Annotated in this window: 20 protein-coding genes; 14 read left to right on the top strand and 6 right to left on the bottom strand. The window is 59.8% G+C overall.

Going from position 1 to position 17,786, the window contains the following annotated elements; all coding sequences use genetic code 11:
- The first annotated feature begins 2 nt into the window (after positions 1 to 2).
- Genes argH through lysA form a run of 3 tightly spaced genes read left to right on the top strand, consistent with a single transcriptional unit; the run spans position 3 to position 2,888 of the window.
- Complete coding sequence (argH, locus tag K0O24_RS02865) at positions 3 to 1,379, top strand: argininosuccinate lyase (RefSeq protein WP_219894325.1); 1,377 nt, start codon at positions 3 to 5, stop codon at positions 1,377 to 1,379.
- Positions 1,376 to 1,618 carry a hypothetical protein gene (locus K0O24_RS02860; protein WP_219894324.1) on the top strand — a complete coding sequence of 81 codons (243 nt, stop codon included), beginning with the start codon at positions 1,376 to 1,378 and terminating at the stop codon, positions 1,616 to 1,618. The genes argH and K0O24_RS02860 overlap by 4 nt, the downstream gene beginning before the upstream one ends.
- A gap of 7 nt (positions 1,619 to 1,625) precedes the next feature.
- Positions 1,626 to 2,888, top strand: coding sequence for a diaminopimelate decarboxylase (lysA, locus tag K0O24_RS02855; RefSeq protein WP_219894323.1), 1,263 nt, complete (start codon positions 1,626 to 1,628; stop codon positions 2,886 to 2,888).
- On the opposite strand, the gene K0O24_RS02850 is transcribed toward lysA, so the two are convergent.
- The 3 genes from K0O24_RS02850 to K0O24_RS02840 all read right to left on the bottom strand — a co-directional run bounded on the left by K0O24_RS02850 (position 2,885) and on the right by K0O24_RS02840 (position 4,640).
- Positions 2,885 to 3,337: a Dps family protein gene (locus K0O24_RS02850; protein ID WP_219894322.1), complete on the bottom strand. Its 453-nt coding sequence runs from the start codon at positions 3,335 to 3,337 to the stop codon at positions 2,885 to 2,887. The two genes, lysA and K0O24_RS02850, sit on opposite strands and share 4 nt — an antisense overlap.
- 124 nt (positions 3,338 to 3,461) lie before the next feature.
- Positions 3,462 to 3,785 (bottom strand): hypothetical protein, encoded by a 324-nt coding sequence (locus K0O24_RS02845; RefSeq protein WP_219894321.1) that lies wholly within the window; start codon positions 3,783 to 3,785, stop codon positions 3,462 to 3,464.
- 57 nt (positions 3,786 to 3,842) lie between these two features.
- A complete protein-coding gene (locus tag K0O24_RS02840) occupies positions 3,843 to 4,640 on the bottom strand; it encodes an NUDIX hydrolase (protein ID WP_219894320.1) in 798 nt (265 codons plus the stop codon).
- A 45-nt stretch (positions 4,641 to 4,685) separates the two neighbouring features.
- Here K0O24_RS02840 and K0O24_RS02835 point away from each other — a divergent pair, with 45 nt between their 5' ends.
- From K0O24_RS02835 to K0O24_RS02805, 7 genes are all read left to right on the top strand, one after another.
- Positions 4,686 to 5,288 carry a DUF4126 domain-containing protein gene (locus K0O24_RS02835; protein WP_219894319.1) on the top strand — a complete coding sequence of 201 codons (603 nt, stop codon included), beginning with the start codon at positions 4,686 to 4,688 and terminating at the stop codon, positions 5,286 to 5,288.
- A 500-nt stretch (positions 5,289 to 5,788) separates the two neighbouring features.
- On the top strand, positions 5,789 to 6,337 hold the full coding sequence (locus K0O24_RS02830; RefSeq protein WP_219894318.1) for a hypothetical protein: 549 nt from the start codon (positions 5,789 to 5,791) through the stop codon (positions 6,335 to 6,337).
- Positions 6,337 to 6,912, top strand: a complete 576-nt coding sequence (locus tag K0O24_RS02825; RefSeq protein ID WP_219894317.1) for a hypothetical protein — start codon at positions 6,337 to 6,339, stop codon at positions 6,910 to 6,912. The genes K0O24_RS02830 and K0O24_RS02825 overlap by 1 nt, the downstream gene beginning before the upstream one ends.
- Before the next feature lie 110 nt (positions 6,913 to 7,022).
- Positions 7,023 to 7,835, top strand: coding sequence for a class I SAM-dependent methyltransferase (locus K0O24_RS02820; RefSeq protein ID WP_219894316.1), 813 nt, complete (start codon positions 7,023 to 7,025; stop codon positions 7,833 to 7,835).
- A gap of 556 nt (positions 7,836 to 8,391) precedes the next feature.
- Positions 8,392 to 8,856, top strand: a complete 465-nt coding sequence (locus K0O24_RS02815) for a DUF5681 domain-containing protein (protein ID WP_219894315.1) — start codon at positions 8,392 to 8,394, stop codon at positions 8,854 to 8,856.
- On the top strand, positions 8,849 to 10,279 hold the full coding sequence (gene terL / locus K0O24_RS02810; RefSeq protein ID WP_219894314.1) for a phage terminase large subunit: 1,431 nt from the start codon (positions 8,849 to 8,851) through the stop codon (positions 10,277 to 10,279). The genes K0O24_RS02815 and terL overlap by 8 nt, the downstream gene beginning before the upstream one ends.
- Before the next feature lie 301 nt (positions 10,280 to 10,580).
- Complete coding sequence (locus K0O24_RS02805) at positions 10,581 to 12,059, top strand: DNA modification methylase (RefSeq protein ID WP_219894313.1); 1,479 nt, start codon at positions 10,581 to 10,583, stop codon at positions 12,057 to 12,059.
- Here the strand turns inward: K0O24_RS02805 and K0O24_RS02800 are convergent.
- The 3 genes from K0O24_RS02800 to K0O24_RS02790 all read right to left on the bottom strand — a co-directional run bounded on the left by K0O24_RS02800 (position 12,044) and on the right by K0O24_RS02790 (position 14,040).
- The gene (locus K0O24_RS02800) at positions 12,044 to 12,379 is read right to left on the bottom strand and encodes a hypothetical protein (RefSeq protein WP_219894312.1); all 336 of its coding nucleotides are present in this window, start codon (positions 12,377 to 12,379) and stop codon (positions 12,044 to 12,046) included. The genes K0O24_RS02805 and K0O24_RS02800 overlap by 16 nt on opposite strands.
- 84 nt (positions 12,380 to 12,463) lie before the next feature.
- On the bottom strand, positions 12,464 to 12,862 hold the full coding sequence (locus tag K0O24_RS02795) for a hypothetical protein (protein WP_219894311.1): 399 nt from the start codon (positions 12,860 to 12,862) through the stop codon (positions 12,464 to 12,466).
- A complete protein-coding gene (locus K0O24_RS02790) occupies positions 12,859 to 14,040 on the bottom strand; it encodes a PDDEXK family nuclease (protein WP_219894310.1) in 1,182 nt (393 codons plus the stop codon). Before K0O24_RS02790 ends, K0O24_RS02795 begins: the two co-directional genes overlap by 4 nt.
- Before the next feature lie 142 nt (positions 14,041 to 14,182).
- Here K0O24_RS02790 and K0O24_RS02785 point away from each other — a divergent pair, with 142 nt between their 5' ends.
- The 4 genes from K0O24_RS02785 (at position 14,183) to K0O24_RS02770 (ending at position 17,653) form a co-directional block, all read left to right on the top strand.
- Positions 14,183 to 14,398, top strand: a complete 216-nt coding sequence (locus tag K0O24_RS02785; protein ID WP_219894309.1) for a helix-turn-helix domain-containing protein — start codon at positions 14,183 to 14,185, stop codon at positions 14,396 to 14,398.
- A 248-nt stretch (positions 14,399 to 14,646) separates the two neighbouring features.
- Positions 14,647 to 15,054 carry a site-specific integrase gene (locus K0O24_RS02780; protein ID WP_219894308.1) on the top strand — a complete coding sequence of 136 codons (408 nt, stop codon included), beginning with the start codon at positions 14,647 to 14,649 and terminating at the stop codon, positions 15,052 to 15,054.
- A 247-nt stretch (positions 15,055 to 15,301) separates the two neighbouring features.
- On the top strand, positions 15,302 to 16,780 hold the full coding sequence (locus tag K0O24_RS02775; protein ID WP_219894307.1) for a malonyl-CoA decarboxylase: 1,479 nt from the start codon (positions 15,302 to 15,304) through the stop codon (positions 16,778 to 16,780).
- Between the two features lie 66 nt (positions 16,781 to 16,846).
- Complete coding sequence (locus K0O24_RS02770) at positions 16,847 to 17,653, top strand: fumarylacetoacetate hydrolase family protein (RefSeq protein WP_219894306.1); 807 nt, start codon at positions 16,847 to 16,849, stop codon at positions 17,651 to 17,653.
- Positions 17,654 to 17,786: the final 133 nt, after the last annotated feature.

The raw sequence follows: 17,786 nt of genomic DNA, 5'->3' as shown, positions 1-17,786 counted from the left end.
CAATGTGGGGCGGGCGCTTCGCAGAAGGCCCGGCGGCAGTGATGCGCGAGATAAATGCCTCTATCCCGTTCGACAAGCGGCTTTGGCAGCAGGACATCGCGGCGTCAAAGGCCCATGCAGCCATGCTTGGCGCCACCGGCATCCTGTCGGCGGCCGATGCGCAGGCGATCTGCGATGGACTCGATGCCGTCGCATTGGACTATGCGCGGGACGGCGTTCCGGAAGATCTGGCGCTTGAAGATATCCATATGGTGACGGAAACACGCCTCGCCGAAAAGATTGGGTCCGTCGCCGGGCGCCTTCATACGGCGCGATCCCGCAACGATCAGGTTGCAACAGACTTCAAGCTCTGGGTCCGTGACGCGATGGACGCCGTGGCAAGCGGGCTTCGGGCTTTGCGGTGGGCTATTGTCGCGCGCGCGGAGGAGCATGCAGATTCTGTTATGCCCGGCTTCACGCATCTTCAAAGCGCGCAGCCCGTGACGCTTGGCCATCATTTGATGGCCTGGCACGAAATGATACGGCGCGATGCTTCGCGATTTGCCGATGCGAGAGTGCGACTGAACCAATGCCCGCTAGGGAGCGCGGCACTGGCCGGGACAGGCTTTCCGATTGACCGCGCGCAGACTGCTGCCGTGCTGGGCTTCGATGGGCCGACCGCAAATTCGCTGGACAGCGTTTCCGACCGTGATTTCGCTCTCGACTATCTGATGGCCGCCAGCCAGTGCGCACTGCATCTGTCTCGGATGGCTGAAGAGGTCGTGATTTGGGCCAGCCAGCCTTTCGGATTTGTGGCACTGCCGGATGCCTGGTCGACTGGCAGCTCAATCATGCCACAAAAGCGCAACCCCGATGCAGCCGAACTGGTGCGTGGTCATGCCGGGCGGATCATCGGCTGCACGACGGCCCTGATGATCACCATGAAGGGCCTGCCTCTGGCCTATTCAAAGGACATGCAGGACGACAAGCCGCCGGTTTTTGAAGCCCATGACCTGCTTGCGCTGTCACTTGCGGCGATGACCGGCATGATCGAAAGCCTCACATTCAGGACAGATCGGATGCGGGCACTTGCTGAAAGCGGCTTTGCGACCGCGACCGACCTTGCTGACTGGCTGGTTAGGGAGGCGAACGTCCCATTTCGCGAGGCCCACCATATCACCGGGCAGGCCGTAAAGCTGGCTGAAGCAAAGGGTTGTGGTCTTGCCGATCTTGCGCTTGTCGATTTGAAAGGGATCGATCCGCGGATCGAGGAGGGAGTTTTCAGCGTGCTTTCGGTCGATGCATCGGTCATGAGCCGCACCAGCCATGGCGGGACTGCACCGTCTGGTGTAAGGACTCGGATTGCCGAGGCAAGAATGGCATTGGAACGGAACACATGAAGTCATTTTGGGCATTGACGGGCTTGGCACTTGCACTTTCGGCGTGTGGTGGCCGCGTGGCGCTCAAGCCGGAGACGGGCAAGAGCCTTCCTCCAAAGCCCGAGACCGCGTCCGCCGTCCCGACGCCAGACCAGCTGCTGGTTCCAGACATTCAGTCCCGACCCAAACGTAGCGATGAGCAATTGAAACGCTCAGAAGAACGGCAGAACGACAAGTTCGACCTTCCTCCATCGCACTGAGGACATAATGGACCATTTCACACTCAAGAACGGCACAATGCACGCCGAGGATGTTCCGCTGAGCCGGATTGCCGACGAAGTTGGCACACCTGTCTATGTCTATTCCAGGGCAACGCTCGAACGCCATGCGCGCGTTTTCATGGACGCATTGTCGGGGCTTGAACGCAAGCATTTTGCCTTTGCGATCAAGGCCAATCCCAATCTTTCGGTCTTGCGGGTACTCGCGAAGTGCGGCTTTGGAGCAGATGTCGTGTCTGGCGGGGAAATTGCTCGCGCGTTGGCATCGGGCATCGCTCCTGCGGATGTGGTTTTTTCTGGCGTTGGCAAGACGCGAGAAGAGCTGCAGCGTGCGCTTGATGACGGCATTGGCCAGTTCAATATCGAGCTGGAGGATGAAGGCATCGCGATTTCGGAACTTGCCGTGGCAATGGGCAAACGTGCCGTAGCCGTGCTGCGCGTCAATCCCGATGTCGATGCCAAGACGCATGCAAAGATCTCAACCGGCAAGAAGGAAAACAAATTCGGTGTGCCGATTGACCAGGCAGGCGCGATCTATGCGCGGCTGGCAGGCTTGCCGGGCCTCGACATGCGCGGCGTTGCCTTGCACATCGGTAGCCAGGTCTTTGACCTTGATCCCCTGGAAGCGGGCTATGCGCGGATCGGTGCGTTCGTCGGCGAACTAAGGGCGGCCGGATTTGCCATCGATCGTGTTGATCTGGGTGGCGGATTGGGCGTGCCTTACCAACGTGGTCAAGTTCCGCCAGAGCCTGCTGAGTATGGGCAAATGGTCGCGCGCGTCACAAAGGGATGGGACGTCACGCTGATGTTCGAGCCGGGCCGCGTGATCGTTGGCAATGCCGGCGTGCTTTTGACCAAGGTGATCTGGGTGAAGCCCGGCGTCATCAATCCCTATGTAATCGTCGATGCAGCGATGAACGACCTTGCGCGCCCTGCACTTTATGATGCCTGGCATGATTTCGAGGCTGTGCGGCCCACTGGCGCGCGCATGATAGCGAACATCGCAGGCCCCGTCTGCGAGAGTACTGATACCTTCGCCATGGCCCGCGACATTGATGCCGTGAAACCTGGTGACCTCGCGGTCTTCCGCACGGCAGGAGCCTATGGCGCGACCATGGCGTCCACGTACAACAGCCGCGCGCTCGTGCCGGAAGTCATGGTGGATGGGGACAGATATGCCGTGGTCGCAGATCGCGTCCAGCCTGAAGCCCTGATCGCGGCGGAGCGATTGCCGGAGTGGCTGCTCGATTAGTCCCGGGCGGATTCGAGCAGGAACCAGGCCCGCTGCTCCGCTTCGTCGGTCCAGGCGTCTATTAAGCCTGAGCTTGCGTTGTCGCCCGCCGCATCGGCAATGGCCTTCGCCCGTTTCAGAGAGTCAACCAGGACGAGGTTGTCCTGACGCAACTCGCCGAGCATATCCTTTGCCGGAACGTGATCGGCATCATTGTCCCGAATCTCCGTAAGCCGGGCGATATGGCCGATCGACCGGATCGTGTTGCCACCAATCTTGCGGACCCGTTCAGCAATCAGGTCGGTCGATGCCAGGATCTGCGTCGCCTGTTCGTCAAGCAACAGATGGTAGTCCCGGAAATGTGGTCCCGACACATGCCAGTGGAAGTTCTTGGTCTTGATATAGAGCGCAAAACTGTCGGCCAGAACCTGGTTCAGGGCTGTTGCGACATCGGTCATTGTGTTCGTCATGGTCAGTCTCCCTTGCGGATGACTGGTTCCTATCGACTTCTTATTGAGCGGTCGAATTGATTAAAACCGCATCAGTGATCGCTTTTGTAGATCAAGCGCCAATGCTGGAAATCCGGCAATCATCCTAACCGTAAAGCCGCTGGTTGACCGCAGCGAGATAGGCTTGTGTTGCTCCGGCATCCAACCGATCGCAACCGACGGCATCGCGCATGGCTTCAAGGAAGGAAGCGACCGTTGGCCCTCCACGAGAGAGCGCGAGTTCGCTTTCCAACCGGTGTGCGATTTCGACGACCGGAGCCAATCCGTGTTCGCCTGCAATACGACGCAGGTCGTCTATTTCATGGGCCAGGCGGGAAATGCTCAATTGCGGCAAACTTGCAGCCAGCGTGTCAATGCGCTCCCAAAGCTGCGCCTGGGCCTGCATCAGCGCTTCCTTCGCGATACCCATTGTGTCCACCCCCGATCATTCAAGACCGGAGAGTGCGCCAAGATGGTTACCGTTTCGTTAACGCGGCTTGCCGAAAGCTGTAACGGCGGATCGCATTGCTTCGGACGTGATGGGATAGCCCAGCCCCTCGGGAATGCACAGATGGGGCTCGCCGCCGCGCTCTTCCATCCAGGGCGTGACCACGTCGACGGGCGTGCTGCGGGCGTGGGCTTCTGCAGCGGCGAAACTGTCAAACAATGCCAGGCGCTCGAGATTGCGACGCGTCGGGAAGATGACTTTGACCTTGCCGGCGTCTGCGGCGTCAATCACCTCCTGCGCGCTGGCCCAGAAGCTGCTGATGTTTTCGGTTGCATCCACAACCGGGTCAGGTGCGTCATCGCTGACGCTGGCAATATAGAAGCGCGTGTCGAAGACCCGAGCTTCCCGGTGGGCAGGACACCAGCGCGCGAACGGGACGAGGGTATCAAGGTCCAGCTCGAGGCCGGCTTCTGATAACAGGCTGCTGAACGGTTCATGGGCGTGGAGCCGCGGTTGTGCCGAGGCGATCCAATCCGCGGACGGCGCGTTTGCAAAGCCTATGGCAATGCCGCTCTCTTCCAGTGTCTCCCGAATTGCGGCCACGCGCGCTGCGCCTTCGTCGCGTTCATGGGCATGTGCAGCCGCGATCGCATGGTCGTCCGCATCGATCCGCCCGCCCGGAAACACAATCGCGCCGCCTGCAAAGGCCATGCTGGCCGAACGTTCCACCACCAGAAGCTCGGGTGGTCCTGCAAGGCGATGCCGAAAGATGACAAGAGTCGCCGCCGGAATCGGGACTGGCCTCTCTTCATCGTCTCCTGTCGTGTTGTCATTCATGCCCAAGGGCCTATCCTTGATCGGGGTGCAGGGGAAGAGGCAAAGATGGGCATCATGGAGATCCTTGGCGTGGCCGCCAGTGTCAGTTTGCTTGCCGGTTGGCGGGTCTATCTGTGCGTCTTCGCGACGGGACTTGCCATCCGGCTTGGCTGGGTGGCACCGCCGGAGCATCTGCAAAGCCTGGCTGTGCTGGCTAATGACTGGGTGATGGGCGCAGCCGGTCTGGGCATGATTGCCGAATTCTTTGCGGACAAGATCGCCTGGCTCGATTCGCTGTGGGATGCCGTGCACAGCGCCATTCGCCCGGTAGGCGGGGCTCTGCTGGCTCTCGCGCTGGTCGATGCATCGGACCCGAAGTGGCAGGTCATAACGGTCCTGCTGGGCGGAGGTGCTGCACTTGCCAGTCATGCGGCCAAGGCGGGCACGCGTGCCGTGATCAACACAAGTCCGGAGCCGTTCAGCAACTTCGCCGTATCGACGGGCGAAGATGTCGCGACAGGAGGGCTGCTGTTCCTTGCGCTGTCCAATCCGAAGACTGCAATCTTCGTGGCGCTCCTGCTGGCTGGCGGGGCGCTTTTTGCCCTGGTGACCGTGCGCCGCATCCTCACCATGTTGTTCGGAGTGAAATCCCCGTCGTCGACGGAATGAGCAGCAGCCGATTCGGCACGCCCCGATCGTGCGTCCGCGTGTGGCAACGGCGTGCCACCCGTCTGGAACTTGCCAAACTTGTCACTCCCCACCGGTAAAATAATACCGGCCATATACACATCCGGACCGTCATGGCGGGGGCCGTAAGCGCTCCGGGAGAATTGCTGCGTCATCAAGCAGGATGGAGCACAAGGGTCACGAATAGGAAAGGGATTTTTGGCACGTTCGTGTGCGGGGATCGTTAGCGATGGGGCAAATGTCCGGATCGCCGGCGTCGGCGTCGATAATAGTCCCCATGGAGAATCAGCGCCGATCGAGAGGTCGCGTCCGCCTGAAATTCGCCTTGCCTCGCCGATTTCCTGTGATAGCAGGCGGAGCAAATCCGTAATCATTTGGGGGGGAAGATGATTTTTCGCGACATCAGGTCGAGCGTCAGGACTATTGCCTTCGCAGCAGCCGCCGCAATTGCCATGATAGTTTCGCCGCAAGCTGCCTATGCGATGAAGTTTTTTGTCGCCAATGCACTGGGCGAAGTGAAACCGGAGGAAAAGGTCACGCCAGCCAAGCCAAAGCCGGTGCAGGTGATTTTCGAATTCCAGCGTGATGGCAAGCCAAACGGCAAGGCGACCAAGTTGGTGAAGCCCTGGGCAATTGAGGACCTCAAGAACACCGGCGCGTTCAGCGAGGTGGTGGAAACGCCTACGGCCGATGGCGCCGTCATCAGCATCAAGTTCAACAACATCATCATCAAGGAAGAACTCGACAAGGCGAAGTCGCAAGGCTTTGCAGCTGGTCTCGGCTTTGGGCTTTTCGGTGGCGTCGTGGCCACGGATCATTATGTCGTCAGTATCGACTATATTCCGGCGACAGGCGCTGCCCCGATTCATACCGAAGTAAAGCACGAGCTCTATTCGAAATATGGCAAGAAGGACGTCGAAATTCCGGGCACGGAATACAAGAACGCAGACGAAGCCGTGCAGGTTCTCGTCCGTCAGGTTCTTGCCCGAGGCGTCAACACGATCGTGTCGGACCCAGCCTTTCCGCGTTGATGGCTGGCGAACAGATACTCTGGGCGGGGCGGCTCATACTTGTTGTCGCAGTGTGCATGATGGAATCTGCCTGCACTGCGCCGATCAACGAACTGCCGCCGTCGTTGGAAACGCTCCGAATCCTGCGTGATCAGGATGTGCCGCCAATGGCACTTGGCACTTTTGTTCCGGCCAGCAAGGCCATCGGGCGCAGCATCGCGATCCGCCTGTCCGTCATGCACGCGCCAAAGGGGCGCAACTTTGCGGAATTCCTCGGCGCGACGTTCGAAACCGAACTCAAGGCGGCTGGACGACTCGACCCTGCATCGCCTCTCCGCCTCGAAGGTGTCCTGACCGAGAGCCATGCCGGAGAGGATTTCAAGAAAGGTGGCGGGGCACTTGGCGCACGGATCAGCCTCATACGCAATGGCAGACCCGTGCTTGCCAAGGATTATCGCGTAGACGCGAAATGGCACTCTGACTTTATCGGCGCTCTCGCGATCGATGAAGCATTCTTCCAGTATAATGCGCTCTACGCCCAATTGGTGCGCAAGGTCCTGTCTGACCCGGAGTTCATCTCGGCAGCAAAGCGATAGCCTCGCAATTGAGGGTGGAGCGAAGGCTCAGGCGAAGCGGAGCAGCGGATCCACTGTGACGGTTTGCTGGCGCATGACATGATGAAAGGCAACGCCTACAGGAACGACCGATGCGAAGAGTGCGCCAAACAGACGGGAGTGCCGGGGACGTCAATTATGGCGAGATCGGAGGCAGCTACAGCCGCTATCGTCTGCCCGATCCTGTCATCGCCGCCCAAATCCACGTGGCGTTGGGAGATGCTAGGTCCGTGCTCAACGTCGGGGCCGGAGCCGGTTCCTATGAGCCACTGGGCCGAGAGGTGACGGCGGTTGAACCGTCGGCATCCATGCGGGCCCAGCGACCCGGCCATCTGGCTATTGCGATTGACGCGGTTGCGGAGGACCTTCCCTTTGCTGATGCCAGCTTCGATGCGTCAATGGCGATCGTTGCCGTCCACCAATGGTCGGACCTTGAACAAGGCTTGGCCGAGATGCGTCGCGTGACACGCGGACCTGTCATCCTGCTCGTCTGCGATCCTGCCTTGATGACCGACTATTGGCTGTGCGACTATATTCCCGAAGTGCGCGAGATCGAAGCGCGCCGCTTTCCGGCAATCGCCCGCATAACCGCTGCGCTGGGCGGGCGCGTTGAAGTGCGGCCGGTTCCGGTTCCGCTCCATTGCCGGGACGGCTTCAACGAAGCCTATTACGGCCGCCCCGAGGCCTTTCTTGACGAAGAGGCGCGTCTGGCCTGCTCAAGCTGGAGCCTAGTGCCGCAGGCCGCTGTCGATCGGTTTGTGCGGGACTTGTCGGCGGATCTGGAAAGTGGGCGGTGGGATGAACACTACGGCCACTATCGTTCGCAGCCATTCTTCGACGGTCCCCTTCGCCTTGTGATCGGAACGCCAGCCGATGGGCGAACGGACGATTGTCATAATGAATGAAGGCCACCCCGATGTGCAGGTGCAACAACCCGCTCGTTGTCTTTTGTCGAGTATCCGGCATTGGTGACCCCAAACGTCAACAATATACTCAGAACGAAGGGCGACCGTTGAAAATTGACCGTTGAAAGGATGGAAAAAATGTTGGTGCGCGCGGCAGTCAATGGCGAACCGGTCTCTGTCGCGATCTCCCATTAAAGTGCCAATCTAATGGGAGTTTTCCATTAAATTCAGCTGCGTGCGTAGATGATACGGGCAGGAAGGGGCGGATTCCAGCCCTTCGCAGCCTGAAACCGCGACGTTCCATTAATGGGAGCTTATTGGGAGCTTGGGGGGAGTTTAGTTTCCGAAGGCGGGATCGAATTCCGGGCACTTGAGGGTGCCTGTTCGGTCATTGCCTAATTCCATTTGACACCGGGAATCGCGAGGCAGATTATAGCTTTTGCCAAGGAAGGCGTTTGCATTGCCCGGGAGACGGGGACTGTGACGACGCTTCTTCCGTCGGCGCAATCTTCCTCTTTCAGGATCGTGCAAACGCCTCGACAATAGGGGAACGCACATGCACCACGACGAAGAGATTGGCGATGACAGCCACGCGCAGATTGAGACCGAGGGCTTTGAGGGACGCGAGGAGCCAGCTGAAGGATCCTACACTGTCGGCCACAAAAAGCCGCCCAAATCGGGTCAGTTCACAAAAGGGCACAAGCGCAGCAAGGGACGCCCGAAGGGGTCGAAGAACATTCGCACCATCGTCGAGCAGGAATTGCTGGGAACGCTGACGTATACAGAAGGTGGCAAGAAGAAGTCCGGGACCAAGCTGGGCATCATCCTTCGCACGCAAACAAACAAGGCCATGCAAAGCGACAGCAAGGCAGCCGCGTTCGTTTTCGGGGTTGCAGGCAAGTATCTGCCACAACCAGAGCCCGAAGGCGAAAGCGTTGAGCTGAGCGACGCTGAGCGCGCGGTCCTGGCCGATTATCTCAAAATGAAGGAGCTTTTCGAAGGGAGGCAAGCCGATGGCTAGCCATATCGACAAGCGGCGCATTCTTGATGAATTGATAAGGTCGGATTTCTCCGCATTCATCAGCATGGCCTTCCGCTCGCTTTATCCAGGAAGTGACTATCTGACCAACTGGCATATCGAAGTGCTGGCTGAGTACATGCGAATGCTCATTGCGGGCGAGGAAACGCGCATGATCGTGTGTATGCCGCCGCGGCACCTCAAGAGTTTTGTCGGCAGTATCTGTCTGCCGGCATTCGTCCTGGGGCATGATCCGACAGCGAAATTCATCTGCATCAGCTACTCGCAAAGCCTGGCAGAAGATTTCGCGCACCAGACCAGAAAGCTGATGGACAGCGAATGGTACAAGCGGATCTTTCCGCATACCCGGCTGGATCCCAAGCGCTGCAGAAAGAGTGATCTCGGGACGACCCGCAATGGTCACCGCATAGCCAGCTCGGTCGACGGAACCCTGACTGGCAAGGGTGGCGATTTTCTGGTTCTGGACGACCTTATCAAGGCAGGCGATGTGCATTCCGATGTTGTGCGCGAACATGTAAATGAATGGTTTGACACGTCGCTCCTGTCGCGCCTCGACAAACCCAACAGCGGCCGCATCCTGGTGATAGCCCAACGGCTCCATGTCGATGACCTGCCCGGGCGACTGATTGAACGCGGTGGCTGGAAGCAACTCATTCTTCCCTTGATTGCGCACGAACATGAGCGCTTTGAAATCGGCGGCACGATCATCACGCGCCCCCCAGGCGTTCTGCTCCATCCGGAACGGATCGACGAGGACGATGCCGAGAGGCTCCGCCGCGACATCGGCACCAACCTGTTCGAAGGGCAATATAATCAACGCCCCATTCCCGAGGGCGGGTACCTCTTCAAGCGCGAATGGCTCAATTACACCGACGATGCGATCGATCCCGATCTGTTCGAGGCCATTATCCAGAGTGTCGATACCGCATATATGACGGCTGAAAACAACGACTATACGGTGTGCGTCACTTTCGGCATTCGGGGCGACGAAATCCATATTCTGGATGTCTATCGGAACCGTATCGAGTTTCCCGAGCAGGTGAAGCTGATTCCCAAATTGCGCAAGAAATGGGATGCTGACCTTGTCATTGTCGAGGGCATCGGGTGTGGTCAGGCCCTCGCGCAGACCTTGTGGCGCGAATTTCCACAAAAGCAGTGGGTCAAGACGGTCTCACCCAAAGCTGGAAAACTGGAGCGCGCCGAAAAGCAAACTGTGAAGTTTGAACAGGGTCGGATTTTCCTTCCACGGCCGGCGCCCTGGCGGCAGTCATTTGAAAGCGAACTGGCGGCATTCCCCAAGGGCAAGCATGACGATCAAGTCGACGCCGTCACCCAATTTCTTCATGCACTGGATCTGGGCAACCTTGGGACAGCAATCCAGGCGGCGCGCAACGCGGGTTACTAGATGCCAGAGTTGATCTTCCAGACCGTTAACTTTCGACACGCCCGTCTGGACCGGACATGGCGATCTCGCATATAGAGTTGACAGCATTGGTCTGGACTGCGGTCGGTCACAATGCTGCTGGGCATCTGCCGGTCGATTGATCCCGACAGAGTGTGCAGGACACGGGCGTGCAGAAGCCAGGCCCGGCCCCATGGGAAGGAACCCGAACGACACATGTGTTGCAACCTGGCCGCAGCGGGCGGGCGCGAGCGATGCTCGTTTGCGCGTGTTCATGGGGCGGTCCTTATTCGGGAACCTTGTCATGACATTTGAAACCAAATTGAAGAACACCAAACTCAAGAATGACCTGCTCAAGAAATCGAACTCCCAACGACAACGCCATGCAGACGAGGTCAGACTGCAAAATGTGGCGGCAAGGCCTGGCCGCAATGATCTCCTGCCCGAGCTCGCAATCGTCATGCGTCCGGTCGAGAGTCTGAAGAACGCCAATCGCCGCACGCGCAAACCAACCGCCGACCAGCTTGAACGCGTAACAGCCAGTCTCAAGGCATTCGGCATCGTCACACCACTCCTGATCGACACGGATGACCGGCTCATTGCCGGCCACATCGTGCGGGACGCCGCGCACCAGTTGGGCTTGCGCGAAGTGCCGTGCGTCATCATCGATCATCTTGGCGCCGATGAACTCCGTTTGCTCGGGGTTGCTCTCAACCGGATTGCGGAGACGGGAAGCTGGGACCTGGATCTCCTGAAGCTCGAACTGGGCGACCTGGAACTGGCTTGCCTGGATCTCGGTGTCACGGGCTTTAGCCTGCCAGAGCTCGATATCGTCCTGGGCGAAAATGCTGAGGACAGAGCAGATGAGGTCGAGCCGCAGCCAGACGAGGACACGCCCGTCGTCAGTCGGCTGGGCGATATCTGGCACCTTGGACCTCACCGGATCGTGTGCGGGGATGCGCTTGATGGCGACAGTTATGAAAGGCTCCTCGAGGGGCGGCTGGCGCAAGGCGTGTTCAGCGATCCGCCCTATAATTGTCCGATCGAGGGATTTGTGAGCGGGCTCGGCAAGACACAGCACAAGGATTTTGCCATGGCCGTTGGCGAGATGTCCGATGAGGCCTTTCATGACTTCCTCAAGACCTATCTCGTGCACTGCAAGAGGCACCTGAGCGTTGGTGCCGTCATCTTTGCCTGCATGGACTGGCGCCAGATCGATGTTCTTCTGGGTGCTGGCAAGGCCGCAGGGCTTGCCCGGATCAACCTCGCTGTCTGGTGCAAGGGATCGGGCGGAATGGGGGGTCTTTACCGGTCCGCCTATGAATTGATCGCCGTCTTCTGCAACGGCAAGGCGCCGGCGACGAACAATGTGGAGCTGGGACGCCACGGGCGTGACCGCACCAATGCCTGGACTTATGCCGGCGCCAACCGGCGAGGATCCTCTGCCTCAACCATGCTTGGCAATCACCCGACTCCCAAGCCGGTTGAACTCGTGGCCGACGCCCTGCTCGATGTGACACGGCGGGGCGATATCGTGCTTGACCCGTTCATGGGGTCCGGCACCACGATCATCGCTGCCGAAAAGACCGGGCGCATAGCAGTGGGGATCGAGCTTGATCCCAAATATGTCGATCTGGCCGTCAGGCGCTGGCAGGACGCGACCGGTCTGGTGGCAGAGCTTGCCGAGACCCGGCAAAGCTTTGGTGACGTGGCAAAAGCGCGATTGCTGGAGACGGAATGCGCAAGCGAGGCTCGGGCTGGAGAGGATCAGTGCGCCCCCTGATCCTGCACCCGGTGCATGGCGGCCCAAACGTCCAGGTAGGCGTGGTGCCGCATCTGATCATCGGGGCCAATGGAGTCCTTGAAGTTGGGATAGTCGATCTGCCCGGCGGCTCTCAGGAGTGCGGATGCAAAGACCGCGTCGCTGACCGTGCAGCGATAGCGATAGTCAGCGTCGCGGGTTTCCTGGACAGCGAGGTCTGCGCCGTCGGGGCCGAAGAACCGCTCAAGGTCGCCGGGCAACCGGGCCCTGACCATGAGGCTGTCCGGCTTATCGCGGTGCCGGACCGCCGAGATGAACGCGGTGTTGGTAAAGACCCACATGGGGAGACCTCCTGATGGGGTATGTCGGGCTGATGGAGTTTGTCGGGATCATCGGGACTGGGCGTAGGATATTTGAGCGAGGGACTACCAGTCTGCGGCGAGGAGCGGGATCCCGTCCTCAAGCGACATGCCGCCATGGCCGGCAATGTCCTGGAGCTTTGCGAACTCGTCGGGAAAGAAGGTCTGGATCCAGTCCGAGGTAAGCGGCTCGATCGCCAGCGCCCGGTCCCGGTTCTCCATAAGGGTCGCCAGCAGATAGGTTGGCTGGTGGATGAGCACATGGAAGGTATAGTCCATGGTGCGCACCCCATGTGCATAGGCCGCATTGTAGAAGTCCATGTCGATCAGGTCGTCGGGGACTTCATTCTCGTGCATGATCAGCCGCAGGATGCGGATCGGCGAGCGATAGGGCGTGCCTGTATAGCCGGGCCACATCGTCATGCCGTACCAGCTGCCTTCCTGGAGAAGATGGTCCCGGCTCATTGGGGGTCTCGCTGTCGATACGCGCCGAGCAGCTCTGCAATGGCACGCGCCCAGCCTTCGGCATGCGCGGGCAGGAGTGCCGAGAGTTTGGGTGCGCTCTTGCCATTGGTCGTGAGCACGATGTCATTGGGCGTGGCGACCACCCCGCCGATCAGAGCGGCAAGCGTCTCGTTGTAGCGCAGCGCCAGATCGCGCGGCACACATGCGGTCAGCGGGTTGGTCCAGACCTGGCCGTTCCGTGCCACATAGCCGAGGTTGATAGGGCGGGACGCATCGGCCACATCCACCTTGAGGCTGAGCGCGGTCTTGAGGTCAGGATAGACGCCCAGAGGCTCAACACGTGCAAGGAAGTCCCTGAGTGCCTGCGGCAGGCCCGGCTCCGTCTGTCCCAGCGCTTCGTAGAACATCTCGTCGCTGATGCTCTGGGCGCGCAGCGTTGCTGAAACCCTGGCTGGGACCGGCCCGATCCTCACATCGCCATTCTGGACCGTGACGATCCCGCGTTCGATCATGACCGTCTGGGCGAGCGTATCAGGAATGGCGAGAAGGGCACCGGTTGCGACATTGCGCCAGATGGCAAGCTCGACCAGTGCAAAGGTGAAGTGCGCCCCTGCATGGGCCTGCAACAGAGCTGCCAGTGCTTCGACCTCGCGCCTTATGCCATCACCCAGGACCACCACCAGCATCCGCCCTCGGGCAAGGTTCGCTGAGACCGCATCGACAAAGGCCGCTTCATCGAGCGCATCAGGATGATCAGCCACACAGGCATAAAGGCTCTTGGGGGCAGGGGACCCGCTGTTGCCCCGAAGCAGGGCTGCTTCAAAGCTCGCATAGTCGAGCAAGGTGAGTGCTGCCACATAGTCGAGCGCTTGTGCAACGACCTCGCGGCGCGCCTGGACATTGCGCCACAGCTTTGTCTCGACCAGCACCAGATCACCCTTGGGGGAGACATAGAGATTGTCAATAAACCCATGGGCACAGGGCACCTCGCGGGCAACCGCGACGAGCTCGCCAAAACCGGGCTCAATATCGCTGACCGGAAGCAATGTCGGGTGATCATGGATCAAGGCCTGCAGCCAGTCCTCGGTGAAGGTGCCCGCGCCCAGCACCAGGCGCTCAAGGTCCCCCACACATCCATCTGCCTCAACCAGTACCGGTGTTCCGCGTCGTTTCTTCATGGGGACACGGATTTGCTTGGATACACACCCAAGTCCAGTAAAATGTGACTCATCAGCATCAGATGACAACACAACACATCAGAACCAGATGTGACTCATCGTCCGTGGACCGGACAGCCACTCTTGCTGTTCATGCTGGACGATGGACGTTCGCAAAACCTTCGGCCACAATGTCAGGCGCCTGCGCGAGAAAACCGGCATGGCCCAGGAAAAGTTCGGGCTCGAGCACAATATCGACCGGACCTATCTCTCCGGCATCGAACGCGGCGTCCGCAATCCCACCATCATTGTCGTCAAGAAGATCGCCGACGCGCTCGAAGTGCCGGTCGCGGTGCTGTTTGAAGATGTGCCGGATTGAGGGAAGCCGGCGGAGCATCGCCTATTCAAGTCCCGCGGTTTGACTGCCAAGCCTTTCAGGCGGCAGACGACCAGGGGTTTGTTATTCTGACGGTGCAATTACAACACACTGATTTACCGCAGTATTCTGAACACCTTAGCGTGTGATAAGGGATAATTATCGCGGGTTGCACCCGGGGCGGTAGTTGGCATAGTAGCTCGGGAATGGTTTCGCAAACTCCCGGAAAACTCTTGTCCGCGGATAAGTTCATGGACAACGCACGCAGCCATTCCTCGCAGTCCTCGCCCCTCGCGCGCGTCGCGGATCAACTCTCAACCTTGTCGGGCGCCGGATCGCGCGTCCCCCATCCTGACCTGCCGCGCGCCGATGCCGCTGCCTCTGCCCCCAATAGTCTCCGCGCACTCGCCAGCGACATCGAGGCGTTCGACCTCTCGCGCCGTGGACAGGGCGTTGTCGGCGTCCCGGCAACGACGCAGCAGATCGCCGACTATCTGGCGTTCCGGGCAGGCGAGGGGGCAGCACCCGCGTCGCTCGCCCGCTACAAGGCCTCGCTTGCCCGTGCCCACCGTCTGCTCGGGTTTGACGATCCGACCCGCGAAGAACGCGTGCGGCTGAGGCCCGACAGCGGATCAAAGCGCGAGCCGGGCATTGGCTAAGGATACTTCCGGCAATCGCAGTGGCGGAAGTGGCGCTGATCAAGACTGCCGATCAACTTAGCGAGGAATTTGAAAAGGCGAAGTAGCGCCTGCGGCAGCTGGCGGCGCCTTGAATCGGCAACTGCGGCAGGGAGCAATCGACGCATGTGCCAAAAGACTGACCGATCACGCCACGGGTCTCGACGTCGTTGATCGCGCAATAAGGCTTCTTTAAGCCAATTGCAGGCCTCCAGTTCAAGGCAGCAACATGCATAACTCGGCTAAGACAGCTCGTGCCCAACAGCGTCCATGGCCGCGACCGATTTCCGGCACCAGTCGGGATCTACGCGACTGGGTTCATTTTGTCTGGGAATCGATTGTCTTAGGCGGAAGGCGCTTTCCCGTCCCCGCCGACGGCACCCACGGGGTAGCGCAACTCGCCGAAGTCCTGGCGCAAGCGCTCCTGTCGACGCGGGGAGAAGCATCAGGCGCCACGATCGCCCAGGAGTTACTCGATCTGCTGGACGATTTTTCGATTGACGATCGCGCCCGGTTCCTGGTCTTCCTGTCAGAGCGGTTCGATGTCGATCATGATCTCCTCGCGAAGGCAGCTCGGGCTTATCTCGACAAGCCGGGATGGGAAATGGCTGCACGCCTCGCAGCCGCAGCGGAGCCGCCCCGGCAGGAACTACTGCGTCGGATAAACATGGGCCATGGGGGAACGCGTCGCCTGATATCGTTGCGGGAAGACCTTGCGACCCTGATACCGGCGAATCCGATCCTGCAAGCGCTCGACACCGATTTGCGCCATTTGCTCGCTTCGTGGTTCAACCGCGGCTTTCTCGAGTTGCGCCAGATCGACTGGCAAACCTCAGCATCCATTCTGGAAAGGTTGATAACTTACGAGGCTGTCCACGAGGTCCAAGGCTGGGACGATTTGCGTCGCCGACTTGCGCCTGACCGGCGTTGCTTCGGCTTCTTTCACCCAGCCCTTCCCGACGATCCCCTGATCTTTGTCGAGGTCGCACTCGTCGAGGGACTGGCGGGATCGGTCGACGACCTGCTGGAGCGCAATACAGACGAGAGGACGCGCTGCGCGCGCGCCGAAGCAGCCGATACGGCCATCTTCTATTCGATCTCCAACTGCCAGGCTGGACTGCGCGGAATCTCATTCGGAAACTTTCTGATCAAACAAGTCGTCGAAATCTTGCGTGTGCAATTGCCGGCGCTTCGCCGTTTCGCAACCTTGTCGCCGGTACCTGGCTTTCGCAACTGGCTCGATCGGCAACTCGCTCAGGACCTTCTGCCGGACTGCGACTGGCCTGCGGCAATCCGCAAAGCGTTTGGCCCCGTCGAAGACTTGGCGGCTGCATTGAAGGACGCGCTGGGACAGCCGGGCTGGGAAAAGGATCCGGCCGCAAACGCCCGGCTTGGACCGCTGTTGTGCGGGTTGTGTGCGGTCTACCTGACGCGGTCCGCGACAGTTGGTCAATCGCCCATCGATCCGGTCGCTCGCTTCCATCTCAGCAATGGCGCGCGGCTCGAGCGCGTCAACTGGATGGGCAATCCAGGAGAGCGGGGGCTGCGTGAATCGTGGGGCATCATGGTCAATTACGAGTACGACCCCGTTATGATCGAGGCGAACCGCGAGCGATTCACCCGCGCCCGCGAGGTCGCCCGATCGCGCGAGGTGGACGTTCTGATAGGCAAATCTGAGAGCGGGCCGCGGCGTCTTCTCGAGCACTGATGATTCAACGTCTTCAAACCTAATCAATGGCAGGGGTCGCATAATCTTCTTCACGAGGGCTTATTCATGTCGAATCTTTACAGTCGTCTGAGCACCAGTTTTCCTTCTGATGGCAGCCGGCCGTTCGCCTTTTTGCCTGGCGGCGAAGGCGCTGAGGCCAATTTCGCGCCGCCGCTGCCCAATCCCGGAAAGATTATCGTCGTTGGATCGAATTACGCCACCCATCGCGGTGAGATCGACCGGTCCGTCACCGGCGGCGAAACATTGGAGGCCGCTCGACATCTGACTGGCGCCATGACGCCACCCGCTTTCGCGAAATTCGCCTCGACAATGGTGGGGCACGGCCAGCCCATCATCTATCCGCGCTGGACCCGCCAGTTGGATTATGAAGCCGAACTTGCGCTGGTGATCGGCAAGCGATGCAAATATGTTGATCCGGCCGACTGGCGCGACGTTTTCGCTGGCTATATGATCGTGAACGACATCAGCATGCGCGACGTGCAACTCCTCGAGATGTCGCGCGGCATGATTGTCGGGGGGAAGAATGCGGACACGTCCTGCCCGTGCGGCCCTTTCCTGGTGACCGCCGACGAAATCGCCGACCCGCACGCGTTGACGATCGAGACTCGCGTCAACGGTGACGTGCGGCAGCACGAGAGCACAGGGGCGATGTTGTTCAAGATCCCAGAGATCATCGCCTACTGGTCACGGCTGACGCTGGAGCCGGGCGATATCATTGTAACCGGCACGCCGGGCGGGGTCGGCATATTTTCGGATGATCCCGAACGTGACCTCCTCAAGCCGGGGCAAGAAGTCGCCATATCGATCACAGGCTTGGGAACATTGCGAAACACGGTGGTTGCGGAAGGTTGAATTCAGGTGGTGGCCAGGGAGCGATCGATCCCGACCGCCTAGGCTGCGCACAAGGCGTTCGCGCCCAGTCAGCGAGCGGAAGGTCTGCCTGATTGGCGCCACACGAAACAGGGCCTCCCCGGTCCAGGCAAGA

This window comes from Aquisediminimonas profunda (genome assembly GCF_019443285.1).
GTDB lineage: Bacteria > Pseudomonadota > Alphaproteobacteria > Sphingomonadales > Sphingomonadaceae > Aquisediminimonas > Aquisediminimonas profunda.
The sequence above is the reverse complement of the archived record's forward strand: the minus strand, read 5'-3'. Positions and strand labels throughout refer to the sequence as shown.